At 45.1% G+C, this 25,723-nt stretch carries 38 protein-coding genes; 4 read left to right on the forward strand and 34 right to left on the reverse strand.

The features are described 5' to 3' along the window. Positions 1-3 precede the first annotated feature (3 nt). Genes cysN through cobA form a run of 3 tightly spaced genes read right to left on the reverse strand, consistent with a single transcriptional unit; the run spans position 4 to position 3,300 of the window. The gene (gene cysN, locus OCV11_RS14855; protein ID WP_261893794.1) at positions 4-1,431 is read right to left on the reverse strand and encodes a sulfate adenylyltransferase subunit CysN; all 1,428 of its coding nucleotides are present in this window, start codon (positions 1,429-1,431) and stop codon (positions 4-6) included. An 18-nt stretch (positions 1,432-1,449) separates the two neighbouring features. After that, complete coding sequence (cysD, locus tag OCV11_RS14860) at positions 1,450-2,382, reverse strand: sulfate adenylyltransferase subunit CysD (RefSeq protein WP_261896315.1); 933 nt, start codon at positions 2,380-2,382, stop codon at positions 1,450-1,452. Positions 2,383-2,421: 39 nt separating this feature from the next. Then, a complete protein-coding gene (gene cobA / locus OCV11_RS14865; RefSeq protein ID WP_261893795.1) occupies positions 2,422-3,300 on the reverse strand; it encodes a uroporphyrinogen-III C-methyltransferase in 879 nt (292 codons plus the stop codon). Between the two features lie 281 nt (positions 3,301-3,581). Here cobA and cpdB point away from each other — a divergent pair, with 281 nt between their 5' ends. From cpdB to OCV11_RS14880, 3 genes are all read left to right on the forward strand, one after another. Continuing rightward, positions 3,582-5,546, forward strand: a complete 1,965-nt coding sequence (cpdB, locus tag OCV11_RS14870) for a 2',3'-cyclic-nucleotide 2'-phosphodiesterase (protein WP_261893797.1) — start codon at positions 3,582-3,584, stop codon at positions 5,544-5,546. A 70-nt stretch (positions 5,547-5,616) separates the two neighbouring features. Next, positions 5,617-6,138 carry a Crp/Fnr family transcriptional regulator gene (locus tag OCV11_RS14875; protein ID WP_261893799.1) on the forward strand — a complete coding sequence of 174 codons (522 nt, stop codon included), beginning with the start codon at positions 5,617-5,619 and terminating at the stop codon, positions 6,136-6,138. Between the two features lie 96 nt (positions 6,139-6,234). Next, the gene (locus tag OCV11_RS14880) at positions 6,235-6,705 is read left to right on the forward strand and encodes a GNAT family N-acetyltransferase (RefSeq protein ID WP_261893800.1); all 471 of its coding nucleotides are present in this window, start codon (positions 6,235-6,237) and stop codon (positions 6,703-6,705) included. Positions 6,706-6,741: 36 nt separating this feature from the next. Here the strand turns inward: OCV11_RS14880 and OCV11_RS14885 are convergent, their stop codons facing one another. After that, positions 6,742-7,299: a LysM-like peptidoglycan-binding domain-containing protein gene (locus OCV11_RS14885; protein ID WP_261893801.1), complete on the reverse strand. Its 558-nt coding sequence runs from the start codon at positions 7,297-7,299 to the stop codon at positions 6,742-6,744. A gap of 231 nt (positions 7,300-7,530) precedes the next feature. Here OCV11_RS14885 and OCV11_RS14890 point away from each other — a divergent pair, with 231 nt between their 5' ends. Beyond that, positions 7,531-8,151, forward strand: coding sequence for an FKBP-type peptidyl-prolyl cis-trans isomerase (locus OCV11_RS14890; protein ID WP_261893803.1), 621 nt, complete (start codon positions 7,531-7,533; stop codon positions 8,149-8,151). Between the two features lie 232 nt (positions 8,152-8,383). On the opposite strand, the gene rplQ is transcribed toward OCV11_RS14890, so the two are convergent. From rplQ to rnr, 30 genes are all read right to left on the reverse strand, one after another. Next, positions 8,384-8,764: a 50S ribosomal protein L17 gene (gene rplQ, locus OCV11_RS14895; protein ID WP_261893804.1), complete on the reverse strand. Its 381-nt coding sequence runs from the start codon at positions 8,762-8,764 to the stop codon at positions 8,384-8,386. A 26-nt stretch (positions 8,765-8,790) separates the two neighbouring features. After that, positions 8,791-9,783: a DNA-directed RNA polymerase subunit alpha gene (locus tag OCV11_RS14900; protein ID WP_068715280.1), complete on the reverse strand. Its 993-nt coding sequence runs from the start codon at positions 9,781-9,783 to the stop codon at positions 8,791-8,793. A 24-nt stretch (positions 9,784-9,807) separates the two neighbouring features. Next, on the reverse strand, positions 9,808-10,428 hold the full coding sequence (gene rpsD / locus OCV11_RS14905; RefSeq protein WP_261893806.1) for a 30S ribosomal protein S4: 621 nt from the start codon (positions 10,426-10,428) through the stop codon (positions 9,808-9,810). A 27-nt stretch (positions 10,429-10,455) separates the two neighbouring features. Beyond that, entirely contained in the window at positions 10,456-10,845 is a 390-nt protein-coding gene (gene rpsK / locus OCV11_RS14910; protein WP_001118870.1) for a 30S ribosomal protein S11, read from the reverse strand. A 19-nt stretch (positions 10,846-10,864) separates the two neighbouring features. After that, on the reverse strand, positions 10,865-11,221 hold the full coding sequence (rpsM, locus tag OCV11_RS14915) for a 30S ribosomal protein S13 (protein WP_261893807.1): 357 nt from the start codon (positions 11,219-11,221) through the stop codon (positions 10,865-10,867). A gap of 148 nt (positions 11,222-11,369) precedes the next feature. Further along, on the reverse strand, positions 11,370-11,483 hold the full coding sequence (rpmJ, locus tag OCV11_RS14920) for a 50S ribosomal protein L36 (RefSeq protein ID WP_039969906.1): 114 nt from the start codon (positions 11,481-11,483) through the stop codon (positions 11,370-11,372). A gap of 40 nt (positions 11,484-11,523) precedes the next feature. Further along, the gene (gene secY, locus OCV11_RS14925; protein WP_261893808.1) at positions 11,524-12,855 is read right to left on the reverse strand and encodes a preprotein translocase subunit SecY; all 1,332 of its coding nucleotides are present in this window, start codon (positions 12,853-12,855) and stop codon (positions 11,524-11,526) included. A 20-nt stretch (positions 12,856-12,875) separates the two neighbouring features. Then, a complete protein-coding gene (gene rplO / locus OCV11_RS14930; RefSeq protein ID WP_261893809.1) occupies positions 12,876-13,310 on the reverse strand; it encodes a 50S ribosomal protein L15 in 435 nt (144 codons plus the stop codon). Between the two features lie 5 nt (positions 13,311-13,315). Further along, positions 13,316-13,492, reverse strand: coding sequence for a 50S ribosomal protein L30 (gene rpmD / locus OCV11_RS14935; protein ID WP_068715288.1), 177 nt, complete (start codon positions 13,490-13,492; stop codon positions 13,316-13,318). 7 nt (positions 13,493-13,499) lie between these two features. Further along, positions 13,500-14,003 carry a 30S ribosomal protein S5 gene (gene rpsE, locus OCV11_RS14940; RefSeq protein ID WP_005597103.1) on the reverse strand — a complete coding sequence of 168 codons (504 nt, stop codon included), beginning with the start codon at positions 14,001-14,003 and terminating at the stop codon, positions 13,500-13,502. A gap of 14 nt (positions 14,004-14,017) precedes the next feature. Further along, entirely contained in the window at positions 14,018-14,371 is a 354-nt protein-coding gene (gene rplR / locus OCV11_RS14945) for a 50S ribosomal protein L18 (RefSeq protein WP_261893810.1), read from the reverse strand. A 9-nt stretch (positions 14,372-14,380) separates the two neighbouring features. Beyond that, on the reverse strand, positions 14,381-14,914 hold the full coding sequence (gene rplF / locus OCV11_RS14950; protein ID WP_261893811.1) for a 50S ribosomal protein L6: 534 nt from the start codon (positions 14,912-14,914) through the stop codon (positions 14,381-14,383). Positions 14,915-14,928: 14 nt separating this feature from the next. Next, positions 14,929-15,321, reverse strand: coding sequence for a 30S ribosomal protein S8 (gene rpsH / locus OCV11_RS14955; protein ID WP_068715293.1), 393 nt, complete (start codon positions 15,319-15,321; stop codon positions 14,929-14,931). A gap of 29 nt (positions 15,322-15,350) precedes the next feature. After that, on the reverse strand, positions 15,351-15,656 hold the full coding sequence (gene rpsN, locus OCV11_RS14960) for a 30S ribosomal protein S14 (RefSeq protein WP_261893812.1): 306 nt from the start codon (positions 15,654-15,656) through the stop codon (positions 15,351-15,353). 17 nt (positions 15,657-15,673) lie between these two features. Continuing rightward, positions 15,674-16,213, reverse strand: coding sequence for a 50S ribosomal protein L5 (rplE, locus tag OCV11_RS14965; RefSeq protein ID WP_261893814.1), 540 nt, complete (start codon positions 16,211-16,213; stop codon positions 15,674-15,676). 14 nt (positions 16,214-16,227) lie between these two features. Beyond that, positions 16,228-16,542, reverse strand: coding sequence for a 50S ribosomal protein L24 (gene rplX / locus OCV11_RS14970; protein WP_261893815.1), 315 nt, complete (start codon positions 16,540-16,542; stop codon positions 16,228-16,230). Positions 16,543-16,555: 13 nt separating this feature from the next. Then, positions 16,556-16,927: a 50S ribosomal protein L14 gene (gene rplN, locus OCV11_RS14975; RefSeq protein ID WP_261893816.1), complete on the reverse strand. Its 372-nt coding sequence runs from the start codon at positions 16,925-16,927 to the stop codon at positions 16,556-16,558. 163 nt (positions 16,928-17,090) lie between these two features. Then, positions 17,091-17,345: a 30S ribosomal protein S17 gene (gene rpsQ, locus OCV11_RS14980; RefSeq protein WP_261893818.1), complete on the reverse strand. Its 255-nt coding sequence runs from the start codon at positions 17,343-17,345 to the stop codon at positions 17,091-17,093. Further along, the gene (gene rpmC, locus OCV11_RS14985; RefSeq protein WP_004728606.1) at positions 17,345-17,536 is read right to left on the reverse strand and encodes a 50S ribosomal protein L29; all 192 of its coding nucleotides are present in this window, start codon (positions 17,534-17,536) and stop codon (positions 17,345-17,347) included. The genes rpsQ and rpmC overlap by 1 nt, the downstream gene beginning before the upstream one ends. Then, the gene (gene rplP, locus OCV11_RS14990; RefSeq protein ID WP_000941218.1) at positions 17,536-17,946 is read right to left on the reverse strand and encodes a 50S ribosomal protein L16; all 411 of its coding nucleotides are present in this window, start codon (positions 17,944-17,946) and stop codon (positions 17,536-17,538) included. Before rplP ends, rpmC begins: the two co-directional genes overlap by 1 nt. Before the next feature lie 11 nt (positions 17,947-17,957). Then, positions 17,958-18,653, reverse strand: a complete 696-nt coding sequence (gene rpsC, locus OCV11_RS14995) for a 30S ribosomal protein S3 (RefSeq protein ID WP_261893819.1) — start codon at positions 18,651-18,653, stop codon at positions 17,958-17,960. 19 nt (positions 18,654-18,672) lie between these two features. Beyond that, positions 18,673-19,005: a 50S ribosomal protein L22 gene (gene rplV, locus OCV11_RS15000; protein WP_261896316.1), complete on the reverse strand. Its 333-nt coding sequence runs from the start codon at positions 19,003-19,005 to the stop codon at positions 18,673-18,675. A 10-nt stretch (positions 19,006-19,015) separates the two neighbouring features. Beyond that, entirely contained in the window at positions 19,016-19,294 is a 279-nt protein-coding gene (gene rpsS / locus OCV11_RS15005) for a 30S ribosomal protein S19 (RefSeq protein WP_001138114.1), read from the reverse strand. Between the two features lie 20 nt (positions 19,295-19,314). Next, positions 19,315-20,139, reverse strand: coding sequence for a 50S ribosomal protein L2 (gene rplB / locus OCV11_RS15010; RefSeq protein ID WP_261893821.1), 825 nt, complete (start codon positions 20,137-20,139; stop codon positions 19,315-19,317). A 16-nt stretch (positions 20,140-20,155) separates the two neighbouring features. Then, positions 20,156-20,458, reverse strand: coding sequence for a 50S ribosomal protein L23 (rplW, locus tag OCV11_RS15015; RefSeq protein WP_261893822.1), 303 nt, complete (start codon positions 20,456-20,458; stop codon positions 20,156-20,158). Next, positions 20,455-21,057: a 50S ribosomal protein L4 gene (rplD, locus tag OCV11_RS15020; protein ID WP_261893823.1), complete on the reverse strand. Its 603-nt coding sequence runs from the start codon at positions 21,055-21,057 to the stop codon at positions 20,455-20,457. Before rplD ends, rplW begins: the two co-directional genes overlap by 4 nt. Before the next feature lie 16 nt (positions 21,058-21,073). Then, positions 21,074-21,703, reverse strand: coding sequence for a 50S ribosomal protein L3 (gene rplC, locus OCV11_RS15025; protein WP_261893824.1), 630 nt, complete (start codon positions 21,701-21,703; stop codon positions 21,074-21,076). Between the two features lie 14 nt (positions 21,704-21,717). Further along, positions 21,718-22,029 carry a 30S ribosomal protein S10 gene (gene rpsJ, locus OCV11_RS15030; protein WP_001181007.1) on the reverse strand — a complete coding sequence of 104 codons (312 nt, stop codon included), beginning with the start codon at positions 22,027-22,029 and terminating at the stop codon, positions 21,718-21,720. Positions 22,030-22,430: 401 nt separating this feature from the next. After that, positions 22,431-23,171, reverse strand: coding sequence for a 23S rRNA (guanosine(2251)-2'-O)-methyltransferase RlmB (gene rlmB, locus OCV11_RS15035; RefSeq protein WP_261893826.1), 741 nt, complete (start codon positions 23,169-23,171; stop codon positions 22,431-22,433). A 7-nt stretch (positions 23,172-23,178) separates the two neighbouring features. Further along, the gene (gene rnr, locus OCV11_RS15040; protein ID WP_261893828.1) at positions 23,179-25,641 is read right to left on the reverse strand and encodes a ribonuclease R; all 2,463 of its coding nucleotides are present in this window, start codon (positions 25,639-25,641) and stop codon (positions 23,179-23,181) included. Between the last annotated feature and the right edge of the window lie 82 nt (positions 25,642-25,723).

The following is a 25,723-nucleotide window of genomic DNA, read 5'->3' on the forward strand; positions in this document are numbered from 1 at the left end:
TGGTTACTTAATCAATTGACTAAGATCTTTTGCACCCCAATGAGGGAAATGCTTACGAACCAAGGCGTTTAGTTCCAACTCAAAAGCACTAAACTGACCTGCATCTACCGCTACTTTATGCAGACTTTCACGCACCATACCTGCACCAACAGTGACATTGGTTAAACGGTCAATGATGATAAAGCCACCGGTATCAGCACAATCTAAGTACTGGTCGAGTGCGACGGTTTCATTAAATGCCCATTCACAAAGACCAATGCCATTAAGCGGTAATGAACTGGCTGAGAATGTATCTAATGTATTGATATCGTACTGGTAACGTACAGATTCGATATGACCTACTGTCTTCTTACCTGCAATCTTAATGTCGTAATCACGGTTCGCTTCCAGTGGTTTATCCGTCATCCACACCACATCCGCAAGCAGGTGGTTAGTCTGAGCCACTTCGGCATTCTGATGGACAATTAAGTCACCGCGACTGATATCAATTTCGTCGGCCAATGTCAGAGTGATAGCTAATCCGGCTTGAGCACTTGGCAAGTCACCATCAAAGGTCACAATACGGGCAACGGTTGATTCTTTACCTGATGGAAGCACTTTGATCTTGTCGCCAACCGCAACTGTGCCTGACGAGATAGTGCCAGCAAAACCACGAAAATCGAGGTTAGGACGATTCACATATTGGACAGGGAAGCGGAATTCTTCATTGCCTTTTGGTTCATCGACATTCACATCTTCAAGGAGTTCAAGCAGTGTAGGACCTTCGTACCAACTCATATGGGCACTGCGATCTACAACGTTGTCCCCTTCTAATGCAGAAATCGGAATGATCTTAATATCAGTCGATCCACGGAGATGCTCTGAGAACTCAAGGTACTGTTGTTTGATCTCTTCAAAACGGTTTTGTGCATAATCGACAAGATCCATCTTATTGACCGCAACCACGAAGTGCTTGATCCCAAGAAGATTAGAGATAAATGAGTGACGACGAGTCTGATCCAAAACGCCTTTACGACCATCGATCAAAATAACAGCGACATCACACGTTGATGCACCTGTTGCCATGTTGCGAGTGTATTGCTCGTGTCCTGGGGTATCCGCAATGATGAACTTACGTTTTTTAGTTGAGAAGTAACGGTAAGCCACATCAATCGTAATGCCCTGCTCACGTTCAGCTTGTAGACCATCCACCAGCAAAGCAAGGTCAGGACGATCGCCGGTAGTCCCGACACGTTGGCTATCTGAACGCACTGCGGCAAGTTGATCTTCATAAATCTGTTTTGAGTCATGAAGCAAACGACCAATCAGTGTACTTTTACCATCATCTACGGATCCGCAGGTTAGGAAGCGCAGTAATGATTTGTGTTGGTGTTGATTGAGGTAACCTTCAATACCTAGCTCAGCAAGTTGAGCTTGAACTGCATTATTCATTCTCTATTCCTTAGATCCTTAGAAGTAACCTTGACGTTTTTTCAATTCCATCGATCCTGACTGATCGTGATCGATCGCTCGACCTTGACGTTCACTTGAGGTCGTAACCAGCATCTCTTCGATGATTTCTGGCAGAGTTTGCGCTTTCGACTCAACCGCACCAGTCAATGGGTAACAACCTAAGGTACGGAAACGAATACTCTTATGTTGTAACTCTTCACCAGGAAGTAGCTCTAAACGATCATCATCTTTCATGATGAGCATGCCATCACGCTCAACCACTGGACGAACAGCAGAGTAGTAAAGAGGAACGATTTCAATCCCTTCTAGATAGATGTATTGCCAGATATCCAGTTCGGTCCAGTTAGACAAAGGGAAAACGCGAATGCTTTCGCCTTTGTTAATTTGGCCGTTATACGTGTGCCAAAGCTCTGGACGTTGGTTCTTTGGATCCCAGGTATGGTTTTTGTCGCGGAAAGAGTAAACACGCTCTTTCGCACGCGATTTTTCTTCGTCACGACGAGCACCACCGAATGCTGCATCAAAACCGTATTTGTTGAGTGCTTGCTTAAGGCCTTGAGTCTTCATCACGTCAGTGTGTTTAGAACCGTTTTCGAATGGGCTAATGTTCATAGCCAAGCCTTCTGGGTTCTTATGCACGATCAAATCTAAGTCGTATTTCTTCGCCGTTTCATCACGAAACTTGATCATCTCTTGGAATTTCCAGTTGGTATCCACATGCAGAAGTGGAAATGGAAGCTTCCCTGGATAGAATGCTTTACGTGCTAGGTGCAACATGACAGAAGAATCTTTACCAATCGAATACATCATCACTGGATTGGAAAATTCCGCTGCCACTTCACGGATGATATGGATGCTTTCAGCCTCAAGTTTTTTCAAATGAGTTAAGCGTTGTTGATCCATCTTATTGCTTCCTTTTAGTTTGCCGATGGGCTTGGCCCTTTGACCCTTGCAATATGAGTAATGTCTTTAAGCGTATTGGAATTGAGCTTCTGTCTGAGTGTTTTGCCCGAACCACTGCAGCTTATCTGCCAGAGAAACCACCTCACCGACTACAATTAACGCTGGCGATTCTGCCTGCTTTGCTAATTGCGCCAATTGAGCGAGCTCTCCGCGATACACCTTCTGCGCAGCTTGTGTGCCGCGCTCAATGATCGCTATCGGTGTTGATGCCTTACGACCATGGTGAACCAGTTGCTCTGCTATCTCTTGTGACTTCATCAACCCCATGTAAATCACTAAGGTTTGGTTGCCACGAGCTAAGGTTGACCAATCCACGTCTTGTGACTCTAACTTGCTGTGTCCAGTCACAAATAAAGCGGATTGAGCAAAGTCTCTGTGAGTGAGTGGAATCCCAGCATAAGCCGTTGCGCCTGCTGCTGCGGTGATGCCAGGAACGACATGGAAGCGGACTCCCGCGTCGACCAAAACTTCTAGCTCTTCTCCACCGCGACCAAACATAAAGGGATCGCCACCTTTAATACGCACCACTCGATGTCCTTGTTTGGCAAAATCCACCAAGAGCTGGTTGGTTTTGTCTTGAGGAACACTATGATGACCAGCACGTTTACCAACGCACACTAAGATGACATCGTTCGGTATCAAGGACATGATCTCGTCTGATACTAGGTAGTCGTACAACACCACATCTGCCTGCTGCAAAAAGTTGAGCGCTTTTACAGTGAGCAATTCTGGGTCACCAGGTCCTGCACCCACTAATGCCACTTCGCCAGAACGTAATTGGCTTGGTGATAATCGACTTATCGCTTGGCTTAATGCCCCCGTTTCAATCGAAACTAGTCTTGGTGCCTGTTTTACTGATGAAGACACGTCTACAACGTCTGCCATCTTTGTCATCCCTTACTCAATTCATGCTGAGCATTATGCTGAGTCGAATTTATTACTTGAAATTCTATAATTTCATTTTTTATTCGAAAAATTGATAAGAGATTGGCACAGTTGAAGCATTAGAGAGGAAAAATTGACGACAAGTCATTGTTGCACAAGGGTTACAGACTAAGCATTGAGGTGCGTAACATCACAATTTGCTGTGCGCTTAACTCTTTGTTTCCGGCAAATTTGTTATGGTAATAGTGTTTTTACTCTCATAAATATGGATGGAATAGGAAATGACAGTGGCACCAAAACCTCTTTCGATTGCAGTGCTGTGTGGACTTTTGTCTCTCTCTAGTGCTGCGATGGCTGAAACTCTGAAACTTCGCATCATCGAAACCACTGATATCCATGCAAACGTAATGGATTACGATTATTACAAAGATAAACCTTCGGAAAAAATTGGCCTTGATCGTGCAGCAACTGTAGCGAAACAAGCAAAAAGTGAAGTGAAAAATGCCTTGTTTATCGATAATGGCGATCTCATTCAAGGGAGCCCGATGGGCGACTATATGGCAGCGAAAGGGATTAAACCGGGTGAAGTTCATCCTGTTTATAAAGCGATGAATACGCTTCCTTATGAAGTCGGCAATTTTGGTAACCACGAATTTAACTACGGTATCGATTTTCTAAAAGAGAGCATCAATGATGCTAAATTCCCCTACATTAATGCCAATATTTACGATGCAAAAACAGGTGAGCACTTTTTTACTCCCTATCTGATTCGCACCTACCGTTTGCAAGATACCGATGGCCATATGCAGACACTTAAAATCGGGTATATCGGATTTGCTCCACCACAAATATTGGTTTGGGATAAGAAAAATCTCGCTGGAAAAGTGGTGGTCAAAGATATTAAAGAGACCGCTGAAAAATTAGTACCAGAAATGAAGTCGCAAGGTGCGGATGTGATCGTCGCCATTCCTCACTCTGGTCTTTCTACCGATCCCTACAAAGTGGGGGCTGAAAACTCGGTTTATTATCTTTCTACCGTAAAAGGGATTGATGCGATCGCGTTTGGTCACGCGCACGCCGTATTCCCGGGTAAGGGTTTTGAACATTTACCTAATGTCGATGATGTGAAAGGGACAATTAATGGTGTGGCATCAGTGATGCCGGGTCGCTGGGGTAGCCATGTCGGTGTGATTGATCTGACCTTGTCAAAGCAACAAGGAAAATGGCAAGTAACCACAGGGCAATCCGAAGCAAGACCTATCTTTGATAGCGCAACTAGCCGTTCTCTCGCTAAAGCCGATCCCACGATTGTCAAAGCACTTGCAGCAGACCATGCCGCGACTCGCCAATTTGTTAACCAACCAATCGGTAAAGCAAATGATGTGATGTACAGCTATTTAGCACTAGTACAAGATGATCCTACCATTCAGATCGTTAACTTGGCACAAACCGATTATGTGAAACAGTTTATTCAAGGTGATCCAGATCTGGACGGTTTACCAGTACTCTCTGCCGCCGCTCCTTTTAAAGCGGGCGGGCGTAAAAATGATCCATCCAATTACACAGAAGTCGAAGCCGGTCAGCTGTCGTTTCGTAATGCAGCGGATCTTTACCTCTATCCCAATACCCTTGTTGCTTTAAAAGTCACTGGCCAACAAGTCAAAGATTGGCTCGAATGCTCGGCTGGTCAGTTTAATCAAATTGATCCCACCACCACTAAGGCGCAACCATTGATCAACTGGGATGGATTTAGAACGTATAACTTTGATGTGATTGACGGGATCAAATATCAGATCGATGTTACTCAACCTGCAAAATTTGATGGTGAATGTCAGCCATTACATCCCAATTCATCTCGAATCGTTAACCTGACCTATCAAGGTAAACCACTTAATCCGAAGCAAAATTTCATCGTCGCTACGAATAACTATCGTGCTTATGGTGAAAAATTTGCCGGTACCGGCGCTCAATACGTTGCCTTTGATGCACCAGATGAAAACCGTACCGTGGTTGCCAATTACATCTCCCGAGTCAGTAAAGAGCAAGGAGAAGTCACGCCTAGTGCAGACAATAACTGGTCATTTGCGCCAATAGTGAGCCACACTAAACTGGATATCCGCTTTGAAACATCGCCAAGTGACAAAGCTGCACAATTTATCCAACTGAAAAAACAGTATCCTATGACCAAAGTTGGACTCGATGATACTGGGTTTGCGGTCTATCGTATCGGACTACAAAAAGAGTGATCGTTCATTCTTAACCGATTAGTATGTGCCGTTACCTAATCCGTAACGGCATTTTTATGAGGATTTTCTGATGCTTGAACAGCCATTTTTTGATTACTTAACCCAGCATGGATTTTCTAAGTCTGATGCAACGTCGTTATGTGATATCGGGAAAATCATAGAGCTACCCACCAGGCACATTATTTATCATCAAGGGGAACATCCTGATTCGCTTTATTGGCTCAATTCCGGTCTATGCCATTCCAGTTATCTCACGGATGATAGACAAGAGATCACCAAAGAGCTTATCTACGAGCAGGAATGGATTATTCCATGCGAAAGCCTTGTGTTGGATGAACCGAGCGACTGTTTGGTTGAGTCATTAACGGAGGTGAGTTTAATCGAGTTACCACTGGATACGCTTTTAGCTTGGCGCCAAAGCCAACCTCAGCTCTATATTCGTTTATTTGAATTATATGCGTTGCAATACACTCAAAAGCTTCGCTTTAACTGTCTATTTAGTGCAGAGGAGCGTTGGCAGCTCTTTCAGCAACACTTTTCCCATCTGTGTGATAAAGTGCCCCATGAGCTTTTACGCCGTTACCTCAGTTAATTAACAACTGTTAAGTAACAATAGTTAAGTAACGACAGTAAACCCATACCAATACCCAGATTCGAATGGGGTATGACTGAAAGAGATGGAAACACCATGGACGCCACGAACGATACAATACAATGGCAGTGTTTAAACTTTGAACAACTGACCACCAACCAGCTTTACGACATACTCCGTTTACGAGTCGATGTGTTTATTGTCGAACAAAACTGTCCCTACCATGAATTAGATAACAAAGACCGACTCAATGGCGTTAAGCATTTATTGGCAACTCGCTCTGGAGAACTCATTGCTTACTGCCGTTTATTAGCACCGGGAGTCAGCTTTAGATCACCGAGTATTGGTCGCGTCATTACACTGGAAAGTGCTCGTGGAAATGGCTTGGGTCACCAATTACTCGAGCAAGCGATCGCGTTTGCTAGTGAATTATGGCCTCAGCAGCCAATTGAGATTGAAGCTCAGGCTCATCTACAAGGATATTACGAGAGACACGGTTTTGTTAAAGCATCAGAACCTTTTCTACTCGATAACATCCCACACATAGAAATGATAAGAGCAGCATAGAGATAAAAATAGAGAGTAAGTGCACTTGCTCTCTATTTAGTGGCTACGACCAAATGAGCCATCAGACATACGTAAGAACATCACTGACTGCCCACCTTTTTCCAACTGTAAGATGTCAAGATCGCCCTTAGTGTTCATCTTGTACCGAACTAACTGCCCTGCCTTTATTTGACTTAAAGGCTTATCACTTCCTTCGATACTCACCAATGCATTTAAATCAGCCATCGAGAGCGAATTCGCCCGAAACACTTCCGCCAATGTGTCGCCACTTTTCACTGTGTATTGGTGCCACATTTTGGATTGAGGCGTTTGGTTGGCTTCACTTAGTTGATCACTTAATCCAACGCGATTCACATTGACAGGAACCCGTTGATCTGTGGGTTGTTCTACATCGACAAACGTCGGCATGGGCACAACCAGCAGCAGCAATTCTAAGGGAATCAGAACATACAAAAGCTTACGATGTAATTTGGGTAGACCCATCCAAAGGCTTTTGGTGCTGTGCAATAGGCCACGCCAATCGACTTGGGCGGCTCGCTCTTTTACGAGTAACAAATAATCCGTATCTTGTTTCTTTTTCTTGCGACGATTCATGGTAAGTATCCACTGCTCAAACAGGTACAGTATAAAAATTCACATGCCTAGAGTATAGAGGTCGACCACAGTAAAACGTAACCTTGACAATATCTTGTATTTTTCTCAACGAGATAAAGAGGTTGGTCACACCTTAACACCTTTTCAAACGGATTTCCTGCCAGCCGTTTCATCCTTAGCGTGAACCTGCTATGCTTTCGCCTTTATCCAACTAAGACAAGAGTGACTTTTATGTCTGAAGTGAAATTTGAAACTGTAGAGCAAAAAGCAAGCTACGGTATTGGTCTACAAATGGGCCAACAACTTGCAGGTAGTGGTCTAGAAGGCCTAAACGTTGACGCCATCGCAGCAGGTATTGCTACTGCATTGGTTGGTGACATGCCAGCAATCGAAATCGATGAAATCAACAACGCACTACAAGCTCTTCACCAACGTGCTGAAGAAGCGCGTCATGAAGCAGCAAAAGTAGCTGCATCAGAAGGCGAAAGCTTCCTAAAAGACAACGCTCTTCGTTCAGAAGTAACTGTTTTGGAATCTGGCCTACAGTACGAAGTACTAACTGAAGGTACTGGTGCAATTCCTACTGCAGACAAATCTGTTCGCGTTCATTACCACGGTGAACTAGTTGACGGTACTGTATTTGATAGTTCAGTACGCCGCGGTCAACCAGCAGAATTCCCAGTAACAGGCGTAATCAAGGGTTGGGTGGAAGCACTACAACTTATGCCTGTTGGCTCTAAATGGAAATTGTACATTCCGCACAACCTAGCTTACGGTGAACGTGGCGCAGGTGCAGCAATTCCTCCATTTGCAGCGCTAGTATTCGAAGTAGAACTACTGGATATCCTATAATTCATCTTTGATAACTAATAGAAAAACGGTGCTTTTGAGCGCCGTTTTTTTCGCCTAGATTTGCCGCTGATTATTTTGAACGTCTGTTGAACGTATTTATTATCGCCCACAGAGTAGACCTAATGCGGTCAACTAGAGGTGAAATTATGCATGAACAAATTAGAGAAACAGGAAACCTACAGGCAAAAAAAAACCGAGCATAAATGCTCGGTTTTTTTATTTCTCGAACTGATTACTCAGCAGCAACTTCTGCTTCTGGGCGATCAACAAGCTCAATGTATGCCATTGGAGCTTTATCACCAGCACGGAAACCACACTTAAGAATACGAGTGTAGCCACCTTGACGTGCTGCGAAACGTGGACCTAGTTCGTTAAATAGTTTTGCTACAACTTCGTTATCACGAGTGCGAGCAAATGCTAGACGACGGTTTGCAACGCTGTCAGTCTTAGCTAGTGTAATCAAAGGCTCAACTACGCGACGTAGCTCTTTTGCTTTTGGTAAAGTTGTCTTGATAACTTCATGACGTACCAGAGAGCTAGCCATGTTGCTAAACATCGCTTTGCGATGTGAGCTGTTGCGGTTGAGTTGACGACCACTCTTACGATGGCGCATGACCTAATCCTTCTAACTAGTATCGATTAATCTTCTGCAATTGACGCTGGTGGCCAGTTTTCTAGGCGCATACCCAGAGACAAACCACGCGATGCAAGAACGTCTTTAATCTCTGTAAGAGATTTTTTACCCAAGTTTGGCGTTTTCAGAAGCTCAACTTCAGTACGTTGCACCAGATCACCGATGTAGTGAATCGCTTCTGCTTTCAGACAGTTTGCAGAGCGAACTGTTAGTTCAAGATCGTCTACAGGACGCAGTAGGATAGGATCGAATTCTGGTTTCTCTTCTTTCTCCTCAGGAACACGTACATCACGAAGATCTACGAATGCATCCAATTGTTCAGCAAGAATAGTTGCTGCACGACGGATAGCTTCCTCAGGTTCTAGAGTGCCATTCGTTTCCATATCGATAACTAGCTTGTCCAGGTCTGTACGCTGTTCAACACGCGCTGCAGCAACTGAGTAGGCAATTTTGTCTACAGGGCTGAAGGTTGCATCGACTAGCAAACGGCCGATAGGACGCTCGTCTTCTTCGGTATGGATACGGGCAGACGCCGGAACATAACCACGACCACGTTGAACTTTGATACGCATTGCGATCTCAGCGTTATCATCGGTTAGATGACAAATAACGTGCTCAGGGTTTACGATCTCTACATCACCATCATGGGTGATGTCACCTGCAACCACAGGGCCCGAGCCTGATTTGTTTAGTGTAATGAACACTTCATCTTTGCCGTCAGCAACGCGAACAGCTAAACCCTTCAGGTTCAGTAGAATCTCAAGGATATCTTCCTGAACACCTTCTTTGGTGCTGTATTCGTGAAGTACGCCTTCAATCTCCGCTTCCGTGACTGCACAGCCAGGCATAGAAGATAGAAGAATTCGGCGAAGTGCATTACCCAGAGTATGGCCGAAACCACGCTCTAACGGCTCAAGAGTTACTTTTGCGTGTGTCGCGCTGATCTGTTCGATATCAACAAGACGTGGCTTAAGAAATTCTGTTACAGAACCCTGCATTGTGTCCTCTCTTTAGTTTAAACCTTACTTAGAGTAAAGCTCGACGATCAATTGTTCGTTGATGTCAGCTGATAGATCAGAACGTTCAGGCATACGCTTGAATGTACCTTCCATCTTGCCACCATCTACTTCAATCCAAGTTGGTTTTTCGCGTTGTTCAGCAACTTCTAGAGCTGCTTTAATACGAGTCTGCTGTTTAGCTTTCTCGCGGATAGCAACAACGTCGTTAGCCGCAACTTTGAAAGAAGGAACGTTAACAACTTTACCGTTAACTAGGATAGCTTTGTGGCTAACTAGCTGACGTGCTTCTGCGCGAGTTGCGCCAAAGCCCATGCGGTAAACTACGTTATCTAGACGACCTTCTAGAAGCTGAAGTAGGTTCTCACCAGTGTTACCTTTAAGGCGAGCTGCTTCTTTGTAGTAGTTACGGAATTGCTTCTCAAGCACGCCGTACATACGACGAACTTTTTGCTTCTCACGAAGCTGAACGCCATACTCAGATAGACGACCGCGACGAGCGCCGTGTACACCTGGTGCGTTATCGATTTTACACTTGGTATCAATCGCACGAACGCCTGACTTAAGGAACAAGTCAGTACCTTCGCGGCGGCTAAGCTTAAGCTTAGGACCCAAATATCTTGCCATGATCTTTCTCCAATGTTCCTAGAAACGTTATACGCGGCGTTTCTTAGGTGGACGACAACCGTTATGAGGGATTGGTGTCGCATCAACGATGTTAGTGATACGGAAACCAGCGGCGTTCAGTGCACGAACAGTTGATTCGCGACCTGGACCAGGACCCTTAACCATAACTTCCAAGTTCTTTAGGCCGTATTCTTTAGCCATTTCAGCACAACGTTCAGCAGCAACCTGTGCAGCGAACGGTGTTGATTTACGAGAACCACGGAAACCTGAACCACCAGCAGTTGCCCATGCAAGAGCGTTACCTTGACGGTCAGTAATGGTTACGATTGTGTTGTTGAAAGATGCGTGGATATGCGCTACGCCATCAGCAACTTGTTTGCGTACGCGTTTACGTGCGCGAGTTGGTTGTTTTGCCATTGTACTCTACCCTTCCCGACTATTTCTTGATCGGCTTGCGCGGACCCTTACGAGTACGAGCGTTGGTTTTAGTACGCTGTCCACGTAGTGGTAGACTGCGACGATGACGAAGACCACGGTAACAGCCAAGGTCCATAAGACGCTTGATGTTCATGGAAACTTCACGACGTAGATCACCCTCTACAGTGTACTTAGCTACACCATCACGCAGTAGATTGATCTGCTCTTCAGTTAGTTCACTGATCTTAACATCTTCAGCAATACCGACTTCAGCTAGGATAGCTTTAGAGCGGGTTTTGCCAATACCGTAGATTGAAGTTAATGCAATTACAGCATGTTTTTGATCAGGAATGTTAATGCCTGCTATACGGGCCACTATTCACTCCTAGGTACTCTATTAAAGAATTATCCGCAGCAGAGCCCGTTGAGGATACGCTGCGGTATACTACTTCTTTTGCACGCAAAAGGTAGGCCGAGGAATATACTCGACACTACCTTCTTTTTCAAGTAAAAATTTCTGCTAATTAGCCTTGGCGCTGCTTGTGCTTAGGCTCACTGCAAATAACGCGAACGACACCGTTACGTTTGATAATTTTGCAGTTACGGCAGATTTTTTTAACGGAAGCACGAACTTTCATTGCTAAACTCCGTAAATGTAATCAGAACTGTCTGACCGGATTAACGGCCATAACCTTTCAGATTAGCCTTTTTCAACACAGACTCATATTGATGAGACATCATATGTGTCTGTACCTGTGCCATGAAGTCCATGATCACAACCACTACGATAAGCAGTGATGTACCGCCAAAGTAGAAACGTACGTTCCACGCTGACATCATGAACTGAGGGATCAGACAGATAAAGGTAATGTATAACGCGCCAGCCAATGTCAGGCGGGTCATTACTTTATCAATATATTTGGCTGTCTGTTCACCTGGGCGGATACCGGGTACGAACGCACCTGACTTCTTAAGATTATCGGCTGTTTCTCTAGGGTTGAATACCAACGCTGTGTAGAAGAAACAGAAGAAGATAATCGCTACTGCATAAAGTATATCGTAAAGAGGCTGCCCCGGGCTTAACGCCAATGAGACATCAGTTAACCAGCTAAACGCTGAGTTACCGCTCTTACCAAACCACTGTGCCAGAGTACCTGGAAACAGGATGATACTTGATGCGAAGATAGCAGGAATAACACCGGCCATATTAATTTTTAACGGCAAGTGAGTGCTTTGCGCAGCAAACACCTTACGACCTTGTTGACGCTTAGCGTAGTTAACGACGATACGGCGTTGACCACGTTCCATGAAAACAACGAAGTAAATTACTGCAAAAGCAATTACTGCAATCAATAGTAGCAGAAGTACATGCAGTTCACCTTGACGCGCTTGCTCGATAGTTTGTCCGATTGCTTTTGGCAATCCAGCAACAATACCTGCAAAAATAAGCAACGAAATACCGTTACCAATTCCTCGCTCTGTAATTTGTTCACCTAACCACATTAGGAACATGGTGCCGGTTACTAAACTTACGGTTGCAATCAGCGTAAACATGGTTTGATCGATAACGACCAGATTAGGGACCATGTTTGGTAGGCCAGTTGCGATACCAACCGCTTGGAATATTGCAAGCACAAGCGTGCCATAACGCGTATATTGGCTGATCTTACGACGCCCTGCTTCACCCTCTTTTTTGAGTTCAGCTAACGCAGGATGAACTACAGTCAACAATTGGACAACAATTGAAGCCGAAATATACGGCATGATGCCCAATGCGAGTATAGATGCACGCGAAAGTGCACCACCAGAGAACATGTTAAACATCTCAATGATGGTGCCTTTTTGCTGTTCGAACAAATCGGCGAGTACAGCAGCATCAATACCAGGGATCGGCACAAAAGAGCCTGCTCGGAATACTAAAAGTGCACCAATTACGAATAATAAGCGCGACTTTAGCTCACTTAAGCCGCTCTGAGCACTACGAAAATCTTGTCCTGGTTTCTTAGCCATCTGTACCTCAATCCTCGAGATTACGCCTCGATTTTACCGCCTGCAGCTTCGATAGCAGCTTTAGCGCCTTTAGTCACGCGTAGACCTTTAACAGTCACTGCTTTGTTGATCTCGCCAGAAAGAACAACTTTAACGTTCTCGATGTTCTTAGCAACAATGTTTGCTGCTTTTAGGCTGTTTAGATCAACTACGTCACCAGTTACTTTCGCTAGCTCAGCTAGGCGAACTTCAGATGACACTAGGCTCTTACGAGAAGTGAAACCGAATTTTGGTAGACGTTGTTTTAGAGGCATTTGACCGCCTTCAAAACCTGGACGTACTTTGCCGCCAGAACGTGACTTTTGACCTTTATGGCCACGGCCACCAGTTTTACCAAGGCCTGAACCGATACCGCGACCTAAACGCTTCTTAGAAGGTTTAGAACCAGCAGCCGGTGATAGAGTATTCAAGTGCATGCTGATTACTCCTCAACTTTAACCATGTATTGAACTTGATTGATCATACCACGTACACATGGGGTATCTTCTAGTTCAACAGTATGGCGGATACGACGAAGGCCTAGACCACGCAAAGTAGCTTTATGCTTTGGTAGGCGACCAATTGAGCTTTTAGTTTGAGTTACTTTAATAGTTGCCATGGTGTTCTTACTCCGAAATAGATTCAACAGTCAGACCACGTTTAGCAGCAACCATTTCAGGTGACTTCACACTACCCAGTGCATCGATCGTTGCACGAACGATGTTGATTGGGTTAGTAGAACCGTACGCCTTAGACAATACGTTGTGTACACCAGCAACTTCTAGTACTGCACGCATCGCACCACCTGCGATAACACCAGTACCTTCTGCAGCAGGCTGCATGTAAACTTTAGAGCCCGAATGGCGACCTTTCACTGGGTGGTGAAGTGTGCCTTCGTTTAGCGCGATAGTAGTCATGTTACGACGCGCTTTTTCCATTGCTTTTTGAATCGCAGCAGGTACTTCACGAGCTTTGCCGTAACCGAAACCTACACGACCATTACCGTCACCAACTACTGTTAGCGCGGTGAAGCTCATGATTCGACCACCTTTAACCGTTTTAGAAACACGGTTAACAGCGATTAATTTTTCTTGCAAATCATTCGCTTGAACTTGTTGTTCTTTAGCCATCTTCCAACCCTACCTTAGAATTTCAGACCAGCTTCGCGAGCAGAATCTGCTAGCGCCGCTACTCGACCGTGGTATTGGAAACCAGAACGATCAAATGCAACTGCAGTTACGCCTTTTTCAAGCGCACGCTCAGCAATAGCTTTACCTACTGCTTTTGCAGCATCGATGTTACCGGTGTATTTAACCTGCTCACGGATCGCTTTTTCTACAGTAGAAGCTGCTGCGATAACCTCAGAGCCGTTAGCTGCAATCACCTGTGCGTACACGTGACGAGGAGTACGGTGTACTACTAGGCGAGTTGCACCCAGTTCTGCAATCTTACGACGTGCACGAGTGGCACGACGGATGCGAGATGCTTTCTTATCCATAGCGTTACCTTACTTCTTCTTAGCTTCTTTAGTACGCACATTTTCATCTGCGTAACGAACACCTTTACCTTTATAAGGTTCAGGTTGACGGTAAGAACGAATATCTGCCGCAACTTGACCAACTAGTTGTTTGTCACAACCAGTAAGAATAATGTCAGTTTGAGTCGGACATTCAGCCTTAATACCTGCAGGCAGTTCATGCTCAACAGGATGCGAGAAGCCAAGAGTAAGAGCTACAGCATTGCCTTTGATAGCAGCACGGTAACCAACGCCTTTCAGAGCAAGCTTCTTAGTGAAGCCTTCTGTAACGCCTACAACCATGTTGTTAACTAGTGCACGTGCAGTACCTGCTTGTGCCCAAGCGTTAACAACACCTTCGCGTGGACCGAAAGTTAGGTGGTTTTCTTCTTGTGCGATAACAACAGCGTTGTTAAATACACGAGTAAGTTCACCTTTTGCACCTTTAATGGTGATCTCTTGGCCGTTTAATTTCACCTCTACGCCAGCTGGAATAGCGACAGGTGCTTTAGCAACACGAGACATATCTACTCCTTAAATTACGCTACGTAACAGATGATTTCACCGCCAAGACCCGCTTTACGAGCAGCGCGGTCTGACATCAGACCCTTGGAAGTGGAAACAACAGCAACACCCAAACCGCCCATCACTGATGGTAGCGAGTCTTTGTTTTTGTAGACACGCAGACCAGGACGTGAAACACGTTGGATTTGCTCAATTACTGGTTTAGCTTGGAAGTACTTAAGAGTAACTTCTAGCTCAGGTTTTGCTTCGCCTTCAACAGCGAAGTCAACGATGTAACCTTCAGCTTTAAGTAGTGCAGCAATTGCAACTTTAAGCTTTGAAGAAGGCATTTTAACAGCAACTTTGTTTGCTGCCTGACCGTTACGAATACGGGTCAGCATATCCGAAATCGGATCTTGCATGCTCATAAACTTTACTCCAAATGATTAAGTGGCAATTACCAGCTAGCCTTACGAAGTCCAGGAATCTCGCCTTTCATGCAAGCTTCACGAACTTTAATACGGCTTAGACCGAATTTACGTAGGTAACCGTGTGGGCGACCAGTTTGGTTGCAACGGTTGCGCTGACGTGATGCACTTGAATCACGTGGAAGTGATTGCAGTTTAAGAACTGCGTTCCAACGATCTTCTTCAGATGCGTTTACATCGCTGATGATAGCTTTAAGCGCTGAACGCTTTTCTGCGAACTGAGCTGCAAGCTTCGCACGTTTTACTTCACGTGCTTTCATTGATTGTTTAGCCATAACAGTAACCCGTCACCTTACTTACGGAATGGGAAGTTAAAGGCAGCCAGCAGAGCACGGCCTTCCTCATCGGTACCAGCAGTCGTAGTGATAGTAATATCAAGACCGCGTACACGATCGACTTTATCGTAGTCGATTTCCGGGAAAATGATTTGCTCGCGAACGCCCATACTGTAGTTACCACGTCCATCAAAAGATTTAGCGCTAACACCACGGAAGTCACGTACACGTGGAAGAGCGATAGAGATTAAACGCTCTAAAAATTCCCACATGCGTTCGCCACGCAAGGTTACTTTACAACCAATTGGGTAGCCTTCACGAATTTTGAAACCTGCAACAGATTTACGAGCTTTAGTAATCAATGGTTTTTGACCAGAGATTGTAGCCATATCAGATGCTGCGTTTTCTAGTAGTTTCTTATCGTTGATTGCTTCACCAACGCCCATATTGAGGGTGATTTTCTCAATTCTAGGGACTTGCATGACGCTTGTGTAGCTGAACTGTTTGGTCAGATCAGCGACTACAGACGACTTGTAGTAATCATGCAGTTTCGCCATAGTAGAACTCCAAATTACTTAATTGTTTCGCCGTTAGACTTGAAGAAACGCACTTTTTTGCCTTCTTCAAAACGGAAACCTACACGGTCCGCTTTACCAGTTGTTGCGTTGAATACCGCCACGTTAGATGCATCAATTGCTGCTTCTTGCTCAACGATACCACCTTGGGTGCCTAGAGCTGGAACAGGTTTTTGATGTTTCTTAACTAGGTTGATACCTTCAACGATAACTTTACCAGTTGTCAGAACCTTAGTTACTTTACCTTTCTTGCCTTTATCTTTACCAGCAAGAACGATTACTTCGTCGTTACGACGGATTTTAGCTGCCATTATTTGCCGCTCCTTACAGAACTTCTGGAGCCAGTGATACAATCTTCATGAATTTCGCATTACGAAGTTCACGAGTCACTGGACCAAAGATACGTGTACCGATAGGTTGCTCACTGTTGTTGTTTAACAGTACGCAAGCATTACGGTCGAAGCGAATGACAGAACCGTCTGGACGACGTACGCCTTTACGGGTGCGAACTACCACTGCCTTAAGAACATCACCTTTCTTAACTTTACCGCGTGGAATTGCTTCTTTAACGGTAACTTTGATGATGTCGCCCACTTGAGCGTAACGGCGGTGAGAGCCACCCAGAACCTTAATACACATTACGCTGCGAGCGCCTGAGTTATCAGCTGCGTCCAGCATACTTTGCATTTGGATCATGTTAGTGCTCCGCTAAATATAAAAAAACTAGACCCATCTCGGGTCGGGCTGCCTCTTTAAAAGGGACGCGAATTGTACCACCCTTTTTTTCGAAAGGGTAGTCAAAAAACAAGCGGCCCCAAAAAATTCTTGGAGCCGCTTGTCGTTTATAGAGAAAGGAAAATTAGATCTTCGCTTTTTCTAAAACTTTTACCAAAGTCCAAGACTTAGTCTTAGACAGTGGACGACACTCTTGAATCTCAACTAAGTCGCCTTGGCCACATTCGTTGTTTTCGTCGTGTGCATGTACTTTAGTGGTGCGTTTAACGAACTTACCGTAAATTGGGTGCTTTACGAAACGTTCGATAGCAACAACAACAGATTTGTCCATTTTGTTGCTAAGTACGCGACCTTGTTGGGTACGAATCTTGTCGCTCATTATGCGCCTGCCTTCTCAGTCAAAACAGTTTTCACACGTGCGATATCACGGCGGACAGCTTTCAGAGTATGAGTTTGCTGTAGTTGACCAGTTGCAGCTTGCATGCGCAAGTTGAACTGTTCTTTCAACAAATTCAAAAGCTCAGCATTTAGCTCTTCAACGCTTTTTTCGCGTAGATCAAGTGCTTTCATCACATCACCTGCTTAGTTACAAATGTAGTCTTGAATGGCAGTTTACGAGCCGCTAGGCGGAACGCTTCACGTGCCAATTCTTCAGGTACACCATCAACTTCGTACATAACCTTACCAGGTTGGATTTGGGCTACCCAGTACTCAACGTTACCTTTACCCTTACCTTGACGAACTTCAAGTGGTTTTTCTGTGATAGGTTTGTCTGGGAACACACGGATCCAGATTTTACCTTGACGCTTAATGTGACGTGTCATTGCACGACGAGCCGCTTCGATTTGACGAGCAGTTAGACGACCACGGCCAACAGCTTTTAGACCAAAGCTACCGAATGATACTTCAGTACCTTTAGCTAGACCACGGTTACGACCAGTCTGAACCTTACGGAATTTAGTACGTTTAGGTTGTAGCATCTGTCGACTCCTTACTTACGGCCTTTACGCTGCTTCTTAGGCTTATCACTCTTAGGCTCTACGGTTTCAGTTGGCATACCACCAAGGATTTCACCTTTGAAGATCCAAACTTTAACGCCGATAACGCCGTATTGAGTGTGAGCAGAAGAAGTTGCGTAATCAATGTCTGCACGTAGAGTGTGTAGAGGCACACGGCCTTCACGGTACCACTCAGTACGTGCGATTTCAGCGCCGCCAAGACGACCACTTACTTCAACTTTGATACCTTTAGCGCCTAGACGCATAGCGTTTTGTACCGCACGTTTCATTGCACGACGGAACATAACACGGCGTTCTAGTTGAGACGCGATGCTATCAGCCACTAGTTGACCATCTAGCTCAGGTTTACGTACTTCAGCGATGTTGATTTGCGCTGGTACACCTGAAATTTTAGCTACAGCTGCGCGTAGCTTCTCAACGTCTTCACCTTTCTTACCGATTACAACGCCTGGGCGAGCAGTGTGAATAGTCACACGGATGCTTTTCGCAGGACGTTCGATAACGATGCGTGATACTGACGCTTTAGACAATTCCTTAGTTAGGAATTGACGTACCTTGAAGTCGCCGTCTAGGTTGTCAGCGAAATCTTTGGTGTTAGCAAACCATGTAGCATTCCAAGGCTTAACGATGCCTAGACGAATACCATTAGGATGTACTTTCTGACCCATTGCTTACTCTCCTAGTCTCTTAGCGATCTGCGACAACCACAGTAATGTGGCTTGAACGCTTCAAGATACGATCCGCACGGCCTTTAGCACGAGGCATAATACGCTTCATGACTGGGCCCTCATCTACGAAGATTTTAGCGACACGTAGATCGTCAATGTCAGCACCTTCGTTATGTTCCGCGTTAGCGATAGCTGACTCAAGAACTTTCTTAACTAGCTCAGCAGCTTTTTTGTTGCTGAAAGTTAGTACTTCAAGAGCTTGGTCTACTTTCTTACCACGGATAAGATCTGCAACTAAGCGAGCTTTCTGAGGAGAAATGCGAGCAAAGTTATGTTTAGCAATAGCTTCCATCATCTACTCCTTATTTCTTCTTAGCTTTCTTATCCGCAGCATGACCGCGGTAAGTACGTGTAGGCGCGAATTCGCCCAGTTTGTGACCGATCATCTCGTCAGTTACGAAAACTGGAACGTGTTGACGACCATTATGGACAGCGATGGTCAAACCGATCATTGTAGGAATGATCATTGAACGACGGGACCAAGTCTTAATAGGCTTTTTGTCTCCGCTTTCCACCGCTTTCTCTACCTTCTTCAGCAAGTGTAGGTCAATGAATGGACCTTTCTTGAGAGAACGTGGCATGGCTTATCCTCTTTAATAGATTACTTATTACGACGACGTACAATGTACTTGTCAGTGCGTTTATTACTACGAGTTTTGTAACCTTTAGTTGGTACGCCCCATGGAGATACAGGGTGACGACCACCAGAAGTACGACCCTCACCACCACCGTGTGGGTGATCAACCGGGTTCATTACAACACCACGTACAGTTGGGCGAACACCGCGCCAACGGCTTGCACCAGCTTTACCTAGTTCACGCAACATGTGCTCGTGGTTGCCCACTTCACCGATTGTTGCACGACCTTCAGCAAGAACTTTACGCATTTCGCCTGAACGTAGACGGATAGTAACGTATGCGCCATCGCGAGCGATGATTTGAACGTAAGCACCAGCAGAACGTGCAATTTGAGCACCTTTGCCAGGTTTTAGTTCAACGTTGTGTACAGTTGAACCTACAGGGATGTTACGCATTGGCAAAGCGTTACCCGCTTTGATTGGTGCGTTAACACCAGACTGGATTGAATCACCAGCTTGGATGCCTTTAGGTGCAATGATGTAACGACGTTCGCCGTCTGCGTATAGTACTAGAGCGATGTTTGCGCTGCGGTTTGGATCGTATTCGATACGTTCAACTTTCGCAGGGATACCATCTTTAGTACGTTTGAAGTCAATCACACGGTAGTGTTGCTTATGACCGCCACCGATGTGACGAACAGTAATACGACCGTTGTTGTTACGACCACCGTTCTTAGAGTTTTTCTCTAGAAGAGGTGCGTAAGGCTTACCTTTGTATAGGTCAGCGTTAACGATTTTAACAACGTGACGACGACCAGCCGAAGTCGGCTTACATTTAACAATAGCCATTTTTCAACTACTCCTGTTATTCCGCGCCGCCAACGAAGTCAAGATCTTGACCGTCTTTCAAAGTAACGTACGCTTTTTTAACATCGCTACGGCGACCTTGGCGTACACCTTGACGTTTGGTCTTACCCTTAGTGATAAGAGTGTTTACAGACTTAACTTCAACTTCAAATAGCTTTTCTACAGCTGCTTTGATCTCTTTCTTAGTTGCATCAATTGCTACTTTGAAAACGATAGTGTTCGCTTTCTCTGCAGCCATAGTTGCTTTTTCAGAGATGTGCGGAGCACGTAGAACTTTTAGTAGACGCTCTTCACGGATCATGCCAGCATCTCCTCAACTTGCTTAACTGCTGATGCAGTCATTAGAACCTTGTTAAATGCGATTAGGCTTACAGGGTCGAGACCTGATGCGTCACGCACGTCAACTTTGTATAGGTTACGAGCAGCTAAGAATAGGTTCTCGTCTACTTCGCCAGTAACGATAAGAACATCGTTAAGCTCAAGTTCTTTAAGCTTAGCTACTAGCTCTTTAGTCTTTGGTGCTTCGATTGAGAAGTCTTCAACAACGATTAGACGCTCTTGACGAACTAGCTCAGAAAGAATTGCTTTCATTGCACCGCGGTACATTTTTTTGTTTACTTTTTGGCTGTGATCTTGTGGTTTCGCAGCAAAAGTAACACCACCGGTACGCCACAATGGGCTACGGATTGTACCAGCACGAGCACGGCCAGTACCTTTTTGACGCCATGGCTTAGCGCCACCGCCAGAAACTTCTGAACGTGTCTTTTGAGCACGAGTACCTTGACGAGCACCTGCTGCGTATGCAACAACTACTTGGTGTACAAGAGCTTCGTTGAACTCACGTCCGAAAGTAGTTTCGGAAACAGTTAGTGCGTTAGCACCTTTAACCATCAATTCCATTACTTACTCCTAGACGTTATGCTTTAACAGCTGGTTTGACGATCACGTTACCGCCAGTTGAACCTGGGACTGCACCTTTGATAAGAAGCAGATTGCGCTCAGCGTCAACACGTACGATCTCTAGGTTTTGAGTCGTTACACGCTCAGCACCCATGTGACCTGCCATTTTCTTGCCTTTGAACACGCGACCTGGAGTCTGACATTGACCGATAGAACCAGGAGCACGGTGAGACAAAGAGTTACCGTGAGTCATATCTTGGGTACGGAAGTTCCAACGCTTAACAGCGCCTTGGAAACCTTTACCTTTAGATGTACCAGTAACGTCTACTTTTTTAACTTCGTTGAAAAGTTCTACAGTTAGTTCAGTACCAACAGTGAACTCTTCGCCGTTTTCTAAACGGAATTCCCAAAGACCGCGACCAGCTTCTACACCAGCTTTAGCATAGTGACCAGCTTCTGGTTTAGTAACGCGGTTAGCTTTCTTAGCACCAGCAGTGATCTGGATTGCTGAGTAACCGTCTGTATCAAGTGTTTTAACTTGAGTGATACGGTTCGCTTCAACTTCCACAACTGTTACTGGGATAGAAACGCCTTCTTCAGTAAATACGCGGGTCATACCCACTTTACGTCCGACTAGACCAATCATTCTTCTAATCTCCCTTAACCTAGGCTGATTTGAACATCAACACCAGCAGCAAGATCTAGACGCATCAGTGCATCAACAGTCTTGTCAGTTGGTTCAACGATGTCGATCAGACGCTTGTGAGTACGGATTTCGTACTGGTCACGTGCATCTTTGTTTACGTGCGGAGAGATAAGAACAGTGAAACGCTCTTTACGAGTAGGTAGTGGAATAGGACCACGAACCTGTGCGCCGGTACGTTTAGCTGTTTCAACGATTTCCGCTGTTGAAGCGTCGATTAGTTTGTAATCGAATGCTTTTAGGCGGATACGGATGCGTTGGTTCTGCATGAGACAGAGCTCCAATAATTAAAAATTACACAAACAATATCGCCACTCAGACTCGCACAAGGCGAGAGAATGCCGATTGATTTATGTGAAACCGTAGTATCCTGATTGGACACATTGTCAGCTAATTAAAATCGACCTTATCGGTCAACAATTATTAACTGCGAACATAAGCAGAGTATACATTACCTAGTAATTCCTTGGAGTCACTAGCTCCTCGCCGCTCATTGGTTCACAACTGACTTAAGTCAGTGGGGCGCATTATACAGTTTGCTGAGAGACATGCAAGTGCTGTTCGAAAATTAAACCATAAACAGCTAAGCCGATGAGATGTATAAAGAGAAATTAAAGGCTTCGTTAAAACTAACGAAGCCTTTGTTTAACTTACTAGGTGAACGAATGACTTATTTCGCGATACGCTGACGCACTGCTTCAAACAGGCAAATACCCGTTGCAACCGAAACGTTCAAGCTCGATACAGACCCCGCCATTGGGATTTTAATTAAGTCATCACAAGTTTCGCGCGTGAGACGACGCATGCCATCCCCTTCTGCGCCCATGACAATCGCCAAAGGTCCAGTCAATTTACTTTGATAAATGTCGTGTGTCGCTTCGCCAGCAGTACCTACAAACCAAATCCCTTTTTCTTGCAGATCTCGCATGGTACGAGATAGGTTAGTTACGCGAATAAGAGGTACGGTTTCTGCAGCGCCACATGCCACTTTACTTACTGTAGGCGTCATCGGTGCTGATTTATCTTTTGGTACGATAACAGCAGCAACACCAGCAGCATCGGCGTTACGTAGACAAGCACCTAGGTTATGAGGGTCAGTAACACCATCAAGTACCAACAGTAGCGGTTGATCATGTTGAGCTAGAATGCCATCAATATCATGCTCGTTAAGTACTTTTGCTGGTTTAACCCGAGCAATAACACCTTGGTGATTAGCACCTTGTGCTTTGTCATCAAGTGCTTTACGACTCATTTCTTGGATGGAAATACCAATACGAGTCAGATTGTTTAATACTGGTAACAGACGGTCATCCTGACGGCCTTTCAACACATACGCTTCAATAAAGCGCGCAGGATCACGCTCAAGAACAGCGTTCACCGCGTGGATACCATAAATCAGTTCATTACTCATCGTTTACCTATTTCTTCTGTTTTTCTTTGCTCACTTTTTTACGAGCTTTATCTTTGCGAGATTTTTGCGCTTTAGTTTTGTTGCGCTTGCGAGCTGGTTTTCCTTCTTCAGGTCCTTTGCTTGGTTCAACCAAAGGAATAGCGCCCTTACTTTGCGCTGCAGGTGCTTTTTTACCAGTCGCGTTCGATTTTTTATCTCGTGCTTTAGTACGAGCTTCTTCTGCACGTTTTTTAGCAGTTTTACCTCGGCCGCGTACTTTACGACTTGTTTCGACTAATGCAAAGTCAATTTGGCGATCATCAAGATTCACCGCTTGGACTTTGACTTTCACCACATCGCCTAAGCGATAGATAGCGCCAAAAGATTCGCCGATAAGACGTTGACCTAGAGGATCAAATTGGTAGTAGTCATTATCTAGTGTAGAAATATGCACCAAACCATCGATGTGCAGTTCGGTTAAGCGAACGAAGAAACCAAAGCCAGTGACATTCGCAATCACCCCTTCAAGAATCTCACCAACGTGGTCTTGCATGTATTCACATTTCAACCAGTCAGACACTTCACGGGTCGCATCATCGGCACGACGTTCGGTCATTGAGCACTGCTCACCATAGAAGTCCATATCATCAAAGGAGTAATGATAACCACCGGTTGGAGTCCAGCGATCCTGATGCTTACCATGTTCTTTGGCGATTAAATACTTAATCGCACGATGCAACAACAAGTCAGGATAACGACGAATTGGTGAAGTAAAGTGCGCATAGCGTTTCAAGGCCAAGCCAAAGTGACCGCAGTTATCCGCACTATAAACCGCTTGCTTCATTGAACGCAGCAACATGGTCTGAATTAGCTCTTTGTCCGGACGTTCAACCACTTGTTGCATCAATAAAACGTAGTCGGTTGGAGAAGGCTCAAGCCCACCACCCAAGTTCAGACCGAGTTCGCCGAGGAAGTCACGAAAGCCCATCAGACGTTCTTCTCCAGGAGTTTCGTGAATACGATACAACGATGGCTCTTTCGCTTTTTCAACTAATGATGCTGACGCGATGTTAGCCAAGATCATACACTCTTCAATGATCTTGTGAGCATCGTTACGCACCAATGGTTCAATGCGTTCAATCTTACGATTAGCATTGAAGATAAATTTGGTTTCAACAGTTTCAAATTCAATGGCACCACGGACTTCACGAGCCTGTTTCAACACGTGATACATCTTGTACAACTCTTCTAGATGCGGCACTAATGGAGCATAACGCTCACGCAGCTCTTCATCACCATTAAGAACATCAGCAACTTTGTTATACGTCAGACGAGCATGTGAGTTCATCACTGCTTCGTAGTGCTTGTAACCTGAAAGTTTACCTGTAGACGATATGGTCATTTCACACACCATACACAAGCGATCCACTTGTGGGTTCAATGAACATAAGCCGTTAGATAATACTTCCGGTAGCATAGGAACAACTTGTGATGGGAAGTACACTGAGTTACCACGGACGATGGCTTCTTTATCTAAAGCAGAATCAGGACGCACGTAGTAGCTCACATCAGCAATGGCAACCCATAAGCGCCAGCCGCCACCTTTCTTCGCTTCACAGTAAACAGCATCGTCAAAATCGCGCGCATCTTCACCATCGATGGTCACTAGCGGCAAAGCACGCAAATCAATGCGCCCTTTCTTCGCTTCTTCAGGCACTTCTTCACTAAAATTCTTGATCTGTTTTTCCACATCATGAGGCCATTCATGTGGAATTTGATGAGTGCGAATCGCGATTTGAGTTTCCATCCCAGGAGCCATGTTTTCACCTAGAACTTCAACAACTTTCCCCATCATGCCGCGGTTGCGTGTACCACGATCAGTGATTTCGATGACCACAACGTTACCCATACGAGCGCCGCCACGCAGTTCGTTAGGGATGAGAATATCTTGATGAATACGAGAATCATCAGGCACGACGTATGAATAGCCTTGTTCAAAGAAGAAACGACCGACAATTTGTGTTTTTCTCTCTTCGAGAATACGGACCAATCTTCCCTCTTTTCTTCCTCTTTTGTCCGTACCTGCTGGCTGCACCAATACGTAATCACCGTGAATAATGGTACGCATCTGGTGATGAGGTAACAGAATATCAGCATCTTTGCCTAGACTACCTTCAGGGCGAACCCATCCGTGACCATCGCGGTGACCAATGACATATCCTTTAATTAGCTCAAGCTTTTCTGGCAACGCGTAGCATTGGCGGCGGGTGAATACCAACTGACCATCACGTTCCATCGCACGCAAACGGCGACGTAAACCTTCGTACTGGTCTTCGCCCTTGAGTTGTAATGCTTCAAACAGATCATTACGGTTCATCGGGACATTGGCTTGTTTTAGAAAATCTAAGATAAATTCCCGGCTGGGAATGGGATTTTCATAATTCTGCGATTCGCGCTCGGCAAAAGGATCGTTATTGATATTCTCTGACATTAAAAGGCCTAATTGTGATCATAAAGGGAAGAATCTGACCTAAGTATATCTAAGTCCATGACTAAGCTACAGCGAAGAGGGG

It is taken from the genome of Vibrio porteresiae DSM 19223, from assembly GCF_024347055.1.
GTDB classification, from domain to species: domain Bacteria; phylum Pseudomonadota; class Gammaproteobacteria; order Enterobacterales; family Vibrionaceae; genus Vibrio; species Vibrio porteresiae.

Bases quoted from the DNA above. Each gene is read 5' to 3' on its own strand.
- rpsE (WP_005597103.1), bottom strand. From the start codon at position 14,003: ATGGCTAAAGAACAACAAGTTCAAGCGAATGATTTGCAAGAAAAATTA.
- rplC (WP_261893824.1), bottom strand. From the start codon at position 21,703: ATGATTGGTCTAGTCGGACGTAAAGTGGGTATGACCCGCGTATTTACT.
- secY (WP_261893808.1), bottom strand. From the start codon at position 12,855: ATGGCTAAGAAACCAGGACAAGATTTTCGTAGTGCTCAGAGCGGCTTA.
- rplW (WP_261893822.1), bottom strand. From the start codon at position 20,458: ATGATCCGTGAAGAGCGTCTACTAAAAGTTCTACGTGCTCCGCACATC.
- rpsN (WP_261893812.1), bottom strand. From the start codon at position 15,656: ATGGCTAAACAATCAATGAAAGCACGTGAAGTAAAACGTGCGAAGCTT.
- rpsK (WP_001118870.1), bottom strand. From the start codon at position 10,845: ATGGCAAAACAACCAACTCGCGCACGTAAACGCGTACGCAAACAAGTT.
- rpsD (WP_261893806.1), bottom strand. From the start codon at position 10,428: ATGGCAAGATATTTGGGTCCTAAGCTTAAGCTTAGCCGCCGCGAAGGT.
- rpsC (WP_261893819.1), bottom strand. From the start codon at position 18,653: ATGGGTCAGAAAGTACATCCTAATGGTATTCGTCTAGGCATCGTTAAG.
- rplD (WP_261893823.1), bottom strand. From the start codon at position 21,057: ATGGAATTGATGGTTAAAGGTGCTAACGCACTAACTGTTTCCGAAACT.
- rpmD (WP_068715288.1), bottom strand. From the start codon at position 13,492: ATGGCAACTATTAAAGTAACTCAAACTAAAAGCTCAATTGGTCGCCTA.
- rplF (WP_261893811.1), bottom strand. From the start codon at position 14,914: ATGTCTCGTGTTGCTAAAGCACCTGTCGCTATTCCAGCTGGCGTAGAG.
- rplV (WP_261896316.1), bottom strand. From the start codon at position 19,005: ATGGAAGCTATTGCTAAACATAACTTTGCTCGCATTTCTCCTCAGAAA.
- rplB (WP_261893821.1), bottom strand. From the start codon at position 20,139: ATGGCTATTGTTAAATGTAAGCCGACTTCGGCTGGTCGTCGTCACGTT.
- rpmC (WP_004728606.1), bottom strand. From the start codon at position 17,536: ATGAAAGCACTTGATCTACGCGAAAAAAGCGTTGAAGAGCTAAATGCT.
- rplQ (WP_261893804.1), bottom strand. From the start codon at position 8,764: ATGCGCCATCGTAAGAGTGGTCGTCAACTCAACCGCAACAGCTCACAT.
- rpsS (WP_001138114.1), bottom strand. From the start codon at position 19,294: ATGCCACGTTCTCTCAAGAAAGGTCCATTCATTGACCTACACTTGCTG.
- rplO (WP_261893809.1), bottom strand. From the start codon at position 13,310: ATGCACTTGAATACTCTATCACCGGCTGCTGGTTCTAAACCTTCTAAG.
- rpmJ (WP_039969906.1), bottom strand. From the start codon at position 11,483: ATGAAAGTTCGTGCTTCCGTTAAAAAAATCTGCCGTAACTGCAAAATT.
- cobA (WP_261893795.1), bottom strand. From the start codon at position 3,300: ATGGCAGACGTTGTAGACGTGTCTTCATCAGTAAAACAGGCACCAAGA.
- OCV11_RS14890 (WP_261893803.1), top strand. From the start codon at position 7,531: ATGTCTGAAGTGAAATTTGAAACTGTAGAGCAAAAAGCAAGCTACGGT.
- rplN (WP_261893816.1), bottom strand. From the start codon at position 16,927: ATGATCCAAATGCAAAGTATGCTGGACGCAGCTGATAACTCAGGCGCT.
- OCV11_RS14885 (WP_261893801.1), bottom strand. From the start codon at position 7,299: ATGAATCGTCGCAAGAAAAAGAAACAAGATACGGATTATTTGTTACTC.
- OCV11_RS14880 (WP_261893800.1), top strand. From the start codon at position 6,235: ATGGACGCCACGAACGATACAATACAATGGCAGTGTTTAAACTTTGAA.
- rnr (WP_261893828.1), bottom strand. From the start codon at position 25,641: ATGTCAGAGAATATCAATAACGATCCTTTTGCCGAGCGCGAATCGCAG.
- rplR (WP_261893810.1), bottom strand. From the start codon at position 14,371: ATGGATAAGAAAGCATCTCGCATCCGTCGTGCCACTCGTGCACGTCGT.
- rpsQ (WP_261893818.1), bottom strand. From the start codon at position 17,345: ATGAGCGACAAGATTCGTACCCAACAAGGTCGCGTACTTAGCAACAAA.
- rpsH (WP_068715293.1), bottom strand. From the start codon at position 15,321: ATGAGCATGCAAGATCCGATTTCGGATATGCTGACCCGTATTCGTAAC.
- OCV11_RS14900 (WP_068715280.1), bottom strand. From the start codon at position 9,783: ATGCAGGGTTCTGTAACAGAATTTCTTAAGCCACGTCTTGTTGATATC.
- rplX (WP_261893815.1), bottom strand. From the start codon at position 16,542: ATGGCAGCTAAAATCCGTCGTAACGACGAAGTAATCGTTCTTGCTGGT.
- rpsJ (WP_001181007.1), bottom strand. From the start codon at position 22,029: ATGCAGAACCAACGCATCCGTATCCGCCTAAAAGCATTCGATTACAAA.
- rplE (WP_261893814.1), bottom strand. From the start codon at position 16,213: ATGGCGAAACTGCATGATTACTACAAGTCGTCTGTAGTCGCTGATCTG.
- rlmB (WP_261893826.1), bottom strand. From the start codon at position 23,171: ATGAGTAATGAACTGATTTATGGTATCCACGCGGTGAACGCTGTTCTT.
- cpdB (WP_261893797.1), top strand. From the start codon at position 3,582: ATGACAGTGGCACCAAAACCTCTTTCGATTGCAGTGCTGTGTGGACTT.
- rplP (WP_000941218.1), bottom strand. From the start codon at position 17,946: ATGCTACAACCTAAACGTACTAAATTCCGTAAGGTTCAGACTGGTCGT.
- OCV11_RS14875 (WP_261893799.1), top strand. From the start codon at position 5,617: ATGCTTGAACAGCCATTTTTTGATTACTTAACCCAGCATGGATTTTCT.
- cysN (WP_261893794.1), bottom strand. From the start codon at position 1,431: ATGAATAATGCAGTTCAAGCTCAACTTGCTGAGCTAGGTATTGAAGGT.